The 511-nt window shown below is 53.8% G+C and carries 1 protein-coding gene; it reads left to right on the top strand.

Features of this window, described 5'->3' with window-relative positions; all coding sequences use genetic code 11:
• The first annotated feature begins 80 nt into the window (after nucleotides 1-80).
• On the top strand, nucleotides 81-386 hold the full coding sequence (trxA, locus tag AWU74_RS07865) for a thioredoxin (RefSeq protein ID WP_059369862.1): 306 nt from the start codon (nucleotides 81-83) through the stop codon (nucleotides 384-386).
• Nucleotides 387-511: the final 125 nt, after the last annotated feature.

The raw sequence follows: 511 nt of genomic DNA, 5'->3' as shown, positions 1-511 counted from the left end.
ACCTTTCGGAAACGAAACTAGTACACATTTACGCTGGGTGCGGCTGTGTGCCCGAGCATATTCTCAATAGGAGGAATAGTATGGCGGTACAATTGACGGCGGCAACGTTTGACGCTGAAGTTTTGCAGAGTACGGAACCGGTTCTGGTTGATTTTTGGGCGCCGTGGTGCGGTCCGTGCCGCTCGCTCGCGCCCGTGATAGAGGAAATCGCGGCGAGTCAGAGCGGCATCAAAGTCGGCAAGATAAACGTTGACGAAGAACCGTCGCTTGCCGAGCGTTTCGACGTGCAGAGCATTCCGACGGTAATGCTATTCAAGGGCGGGCAGGAAGTAAAACGTTCGGTCGGCTCAAAGACAAAAGCGGAACTGCTGGCGTTTTTTGAGTAACAGTCTGCTCAGAAACGCCTGCCCGGTCTTACTGCGCCCCTAGGCGGGATTACTCGGTAGGCAGAGGGGCATTCAACCTTTTCGTTCAGAATTCCAGTGGGATTTCTGGTGAAGAACTTCTCGGT

The organism is Treponema endosymbiont of Eucomonympha sp., from assembly GCF_001028545.1.
The sequence above is the reverse complement of the archived record's forward strand: the minus strand, read 5'-3'. Positions and strand labels throughout refer to the sequence as shown.